Source organism: Pseudoalteromonas sp. Z1A6 (genome assembly GCF_011378745.1).
GTDB classification, from domain to species: domain Bacteria; phylum Pseudomonadota; class Gammaproteobacteria; order Enterobacterales; family Alteromonadaceae; genus Pseudoalteromonas; species Pseudoalteromonas arctica.
The window spans coordinates 1-5726 of sequence record NZ_WTKW01000275.1 but is presented as its reverse complement, the minus strand read 5'-3'; the positions used below and the strand labels follow the sequence as shown (position 1 = coordinate 5726).

The window sequence follows — 5726 nt, the reverse complement described above, 5'->3', positions numbered from 1 at the left end:
CCATGTTAGGAATTAACCTAACATGGGCTTTTTTACTCTCGCTATTTTATAACATGCTTTTGGTAAGCACTTTATAAAGTGTTTATAAAGAAAGCTCTTCTTTAGCGCGAGTTAAGTTGTGCGATACCATTGTACTTGTAGACATTTGGTTTGCTTCGTATAAATCAGCAAGGCCAGCAGTGTCGTTGTTCGCTTTTAAACGTGCAACACCACGGTTACTTAATGCAAACGATGTAAGTTGGCGTACTTTAAATTTAGGGCCATCTGCGTCTTTTAAAAGCGCAATTGCTTTAGTACAAATTGCTTCAGCCTCAGCGTAATTTTTTGACTTAACATTCAGTGCGCAGCTATTAAATGATTGCTCAAGTGGCTGTGGCGCTGTTGCAGTTTCAATAACCATTAATTTGTAATCACTTTGCTCAGCCATTGCAGCAGCTGAACATGTAAGTAGTGAGCTAAGAGCGATAGTTTTGATAAGAGTAAGTTTCATGGTCGTAGTCCTGTTGGTTAAGCCGTGCTTGTTGCCGACAACTGAACTTTAGAGAATTAACACAAAACCGACAAACGATTAAAACAAACCTAATAAGTGAATAAATCTAACCTATAGACTTTAGTCTAATTTAAAATAAATTTTTAATAAACTACAGCATATAATGTACTAAGTTAATATTCGAATGCATTTTTCTTCAATTATATCAAATACTATGTTTAATAAAGACATTTTACTATCGCGGTGAAATCAAAAAAGCCCATTAGCTAAGGCTAATAGGCTTCGATTAAATAACTTTATTACACTTTGGAGTAACGATAACTTCCTTTAATATTTGCAGCTAAGAAACCACCAACTGAGTCAGCGTCCCGTAAACCGTTAAACAAATGCTCTGGAACATCAAAGTACTGGTATGCACTTCCGTTATTAAATTCTACTTGAAGTGTAGTACTCTCTTCATCATAGCCAACTGCTGCTACATTACTAGAATCAACATTTATCATATTCATAATTATTTCCTTGTTATTTAACTTTATCAATTTTAGGGTTTTGTGATCTCCAAGTTTCAATGAGCTCTTCATAATTAGGATTAGGTTCCATATCAAGCCCCCATCCACCTGGGTTTTGTGAATCTTCAATAGGTACTTCATCATAAATGATAGGGTCTTGACTATCTGGACGCCTATTCTTCGGTGGAGCTTGAATGGTTGTCCGCATTGGAAGCTTAACTGCCTCACCCAATATTATTGCCTCGCCTGTCCTTAATATTGGCAGCATCCCCGTTAAACCATCTAAATTATCAGATATAGCCGATGTTATATGTCCTCTATCTGTAGCGTTTGATAATCTCAACGCAAAGAAAGTACCGCATTGTGAAAGTATTGTCGGGTTAATTTCCGATGGTCTTTGGCTCACAATCATAGCTCCAATACCATATTTCCGACCTTCTTTAACTATCCTTTGAACAATCTTAGATGCCATCCCTTTAGAGTCATAGTTTAAATATATATGCGCTTCTTCCATAACAATTAATAAAGGTCGATGACGGCCTCCTTGAGATAGGTTTCTAGCCCAAAATAGTGCCTCATAAAGCAATCGAAGTAACGCACCTATTGTTGTTTGTAAAATATCAGCTGGAATACCTGAGAGATCTAAAATGGTCACAGGCCTATCACTACCTATCCAATTTTTAAGTAATAAATTTAAATCATCTACAACTTTACCATCTTTATCTGGCAACCAATTATCAGGCTTAAAAATGAAATCATATCTTGGAATTCTAAGTTTTGTCCCTAACAATAAAAGCTGTTTTCCTATTTGATGCGATCCTGGTAAATAATTAATCTTAGCCTCACCAGCTCCAGTTTCCACATGTTTAAAAACAGGAGCGATTCCTTTAGAAGCATCACCAATTAAATCAATACCATTTGCATCTTTCTCATAAGCAAGGTTATCGATTGGTTGCATACCTGCTACTTTATAATATGTTCCAAACGTCTCAACATATAAGTCATACCATAACTGATGAATACTAAATGGGATTGGAGAATCTACACTGAGAGTATCAGCTGATGCCCCTTTTCTAGGCGATATTTTCAGCGAATCTAATTTAAGTTTTAGAACTCGTTCCATAACAACATTTTTGACTTTTTCGTCTTTAAATTCCCCAAAACTTATTTCGCACAATTCGTCAAAATTTAACGCCCAAAAGGGAATGTATAATTTTTTCTCTTTTAATTTTGATTTATAATTACCATCAATTTTATAAATGTAAGCTCTGTCTTGTAATGCTTGCCCGTATTCACCATGAAGGTCGAGCATGATCACTCGCGAAGATGGATATCTTTCAACATCTGACAATGCGTTCATAATGCTTGCCACTGTCGTAGACTTACCTGAGCCTGTTGTACCTACAACAGCAGAGTGCCGAGTAACCAATTTATTTACATCAACTAATGCGGGTATAGAGTCTGCATTGGAGACATGTCCAAGTTTTACAAAGTAAGGTTTATCAGGTTGCCCATAAATATTTTTAAGTTCTTTTTCTGATACTAGGTGGACTTCATCTCCTATAGTAGGGTATTGAGATAAGCCTCGTTGAAACAATCCATTTTTAGGACCTTCTCCTATTAGCTGAATTGTCATCCATCTATTACCGACAACCTCGTTTTCAATTTGGTTTTTAGGTACCGCACTTGCTCCAACCTGACTAATAATTCCAAACAAATTAATATAGCCAACTGGTATCCTAACAAAGCTACCGATTTGACCAACTCTGTACCCCTGCCCATCGATGTATACAAACCCAGTTAGTGACTCTGCTGATAGGGAAATACTGACTGATGTACCGCTGACATCTTGTACATCACCAAGATATGTTTCTTTATTAGACATCCTGTCCATCCTTTTGTGAACCGATTATCTTTTTTAGAAAATTGGTAAACACAGAAAAGTCACCAAGCTTAATTAATGTATTAACGTTTCCATCATTATCAGCTTTACTACTATCAATAAAGCTTCTGATATCGTAGTCGTCTTCATCATATTTTGGTGCGCTCCAAGAACCAGCATTTGTCCCAATTATTGCTTTATCATACGTCCAAACATTAAGGTTGTGTCTACTATTTGCTAACCTATAAGCTTCTGGATAGCGTTCAATTGCTTCTCCATTACTATCAAGTTCTAATTCGTTATTCCCATCCCTTAATTCGTATGTTGAAAACATAAGACTAAGCACCATTCCTGTTGGATTTGCTTTTAGTGCATTGACGATAGTGTCGTTCAAATGCCCATCATTGAATGAATAGCCTGATAAAATTAAAAGTGATGATTTTTTTCTTATAAACCTATTTAATTGGTCTATTAAAGCAAGATAAGGCATCTTCCTACTTTCTTCGTATTTAAGGTGTGATGGATATATTAAGTGTGATGCACCTTCTTTAATTTCAGAAGAGCGGTAGACTTTTTTAACATCTTTACCTTCTTTATCTTTTTCAGTTTCTTGATACCAATTAATTGATCCATGTATTTTCCAAAGCCTTGACCAATGTATAGGGATTAAAGAATCCTCGACAGCTCTTAAATCAAAAAAAGATCTTCGAGATCCAACAAAACCATCAAAATAAGGAACCTCTGAATCCTCTAATGCTTGCTCTATCAGTAAATCGTAATTTGTGGTAAATATTTCAACAGCTACTTTCCTATCTATAGATCCCATCCAGTTACACAAGCGATGGTAAGGTGTTTCTTGATCTGGTAGGGTCACATCAAGCTTTGCTACAATTACTGAACAAATTTTATTCTCTAGATCTAACAATTCACTCTCAGTTAACCCCCTTACAACCCCTCCTTTCGATACCAATAATAGACTCCTTAAAAAGCTAAGAATGTCTTCTATATTTTCTACATTTTTTCCAGCTTCTTGGAGTACCTTTAGTAGCAATTGATATTGAGTATTAGCTTTAAATTGCTCATTGATATGAATAGTAAGGTTTTTAACATCAGGAATTAACGGCCATTGGTCATTAGGCATATTTACGGATAAAGGACAGCCAGCTGAAATAAAAAAACCAATTGCTTCATTATCTTGAGATAACGACTGCCTAAGATATTTCAAATGCCTAACTGGATCATGATAATCGTGCATATTACTTCGCTTCCATTCTATTAATTAAATTTTATATATTTATGCTTTAACCAAATTATTACTTGTCATCAGAAGAACTGGCATCACTCAATTCATCAAACTTAGCAGCCATCGTTGGATTACGACGTGTTAGCTTTTTAATTGTGACGTCCTGTGATTTATCATTGGCAAGACGAAGGTTTCTGTCTGTACTCATTAACGCATTTTTGGTTTTTTGCAGGTGGTCAATAGATTTATCAATTTCATCAATTGCTGTTTGAAATTTTCTGGATGCTAAGTCATAGTTTTTAGCGAAAGCTGTTTTGAATGAATCTAGATCGTTTTCAAAATTTGTTATATCTACACTCTGTGCTTTAACTAGGGCAAGTTCAGTTTTGTATTCAAGTGATTTCATAGATGCATTACGTAGTAACGTAATGATTGGAAGGAAAAATTGTGGACGGACTATATACATTTTTGGATAACGGTGAAAAACATCTACAATTCCTGAGTTATAAAGCTCACTCTCTGGTTCAAGAAGAGAAACTAAAACGGCATACTCACAGCCTTTCTCTGTCCTGTCTTTATCTAACTCTTTGAGAAAATCCTCGTTCCTTTTTTTAGTTACCGTAGTATCCATTTCGTTTTTCATTTCAAACATGATTGATACTATTTCAGTACCGGCTTCATCCGTATCACGAAAAATATAATCACCTTTGCTTCCTCCACGAGCATCATTATCTTTTTCAAAATAAGCTCTTGGAAAGGCGGTCGATCTTATACGATTAAATTCAGTATCACAGTGTTGCTCAAGCGTTTCACCTACCATTTTGGTAGACATTCGGGCTTTCATATCACGGAGACGCTCAATAGCATCATCACGATCTTTTATCTGTGTTTCATATTTATCTTTGAGAGATTTTTCAGCGATTTGCTTTTCAAGTTCGGCGTGCTTCAAACTACTTTTTAATTCGTCCCGTTCTTTTTCAACTAAATTTACTGCGCCACTAATAGCCACTTTTTGCTCTAGTTGAATATTATCTAGTCTGGTTTTTAATTCCTGAATTTCTTTATCTTTTGTAGCCGTTGTTACCTGTATTTCATTCGTAAGTTTCGCCGAGGCAAGTTCAGAACTTGTTTGTTTATCTCGTTTAGCCTGTTCAAGTTCATTAGCTAGTGCATCCCTTTCCTTTTGAACATTACTTAAGGCTTCAGTTACGGCTAGTTTTTTTGAAACTTCTCCAGTTTCTAATAAAGATTTTAACTCTTGTATCTCAGAATCTTTAGCTGTGGCTGCTTTTTGCATTTCATTGCTAATTTCACTTTTAGCAAGTTGAACTGCATTCAACTTTTCCTTTTCGGCTAATTCAAGCCTATTGTGTAACTGCTGCTCAAAATCATCATCGCGAACTTGTTTCAAAATATCAGCATATCCTGCTTCATCAATTTTGAATGCTTTTTTGCAGTGTGGGCATATGATTTCATGCATGCTTTATTCTTCCTTAATATGATAAAAATCAACTTCCATTCAACCGATTTAAATAACTTAACAGTTAAAAAAGTTAATAACAATTGTTTATAAAGCAATCTAAAAGTTCTTATTAACCGCAG

The 5726-nt window shown here is 35.4% G+C and carries 5 protein-coding genes; all 5 read right to left on the bottom strand.

Annotated elements, in window-relative coordinates:
- Positions 1-82: 82 nt before the first annotated feature.
- Positions 83-490 (bottom strand): hypothetical protein, encoded by a 408-nt coding sequence (locus tag GQR46_RS15250; protein WP_101162764.1) that lies wholly within the window; start codon positions 488-490, stop codon positions 83-85.
- 299 nt (positions 491-789) lie between these two features.
- Complete coding sequence (locus GQR46_RS15245) at positions 790-999, bottom strand: KTSC domain-containing protein (protein WP_024604007.1); 210 nt, start codon at positions 997-999, stop codon at positions 790-792.
- Between the two features lie 13 nt (positions 1000-1012).
- Positions 1013-2884: an ATP-binding protein gene (locus tag GQR46_RS15240; RefSeq protein WP_165741374.1), complete on the bottom strand. Its 1872-nt coding sequence runs from the start codon at positions 2882-2884 to the stop codon at positions 1013-1015.
- Positions 2877-4136 carry an SIR2 family protein gene (locus tag GQR46_RS15235; protein WP_165741373.1) on the bottom strand — a complete coding sequence of 420 codons (1260 nt, stop codon included), beginning with the start codon at positions 4134-4136 and terminating at the stop codon, positions 2877-2879. The genes GQR46_RS15240 and GQR46_RS15235 overlap by 8 nt, the downstream gene beginning before the upstream one ends.
- 58 nt (positions 4137-4194) lie before the next feature.
- The gene (locus tag GQR46_RS15230) at positions 4195-5604 is read right to left on the bottom strand and encodes a DUF2130 domain-containing protein (protein WP_165741372.1); all 1410 of its coding nucleotides are present in this window, start codon (positions 5602-5604) and stop codon (positions 4195-4197) included.
- Positions 5605-5726 lie beyond the last annotated feature (122 nt).